Origin of the sequence: Anaerotignum lactatifermentans (assembly GCF_016902535.1) — a bacterium.
Classification (GTDB): Bacteria; Bacillota; Clostridia; order Lachnospirales; family Anaerotignaceae; genus Anaerotignum; species Anaerotignum lactatifermentans_A.
Map to the genome: position 1 here is coordinate 1 of NZ_JACSNY010000073.1, position 219 is coordinate 219.

1 protein-coding gene is annotated in these 219 nt (G+C 42.0%); it reads left to right on the top strand.

The features are described 5' to 3' along the window. On the top strand, positions 1–219 hold a 219-nt coding region (locus tag H9X84_RS12915), incomplete at both ends, for a transposase (protein WP_205134642.1).

The window sequence follows — 219 nt, forward strand, 5'->3', positions numbered from 1 at the left end:
CTATCGTGAAAGAATGGCAGGAAAGACCTTTGGAAGAAATCTATGCGGTTGTTTTTATGGATGCCATCCATTACCATGTACGTAACGAAGGCCGGATTGTAAAACGTGCGGTCTATATTGCTATCGGAATTGATATGAGTGGATATAAAGATGTACTCGGCATGTACGTGGGACAAAACGAAAGCGCGAAATTCTGGCTTTCTATTCTGAATGGTCTGA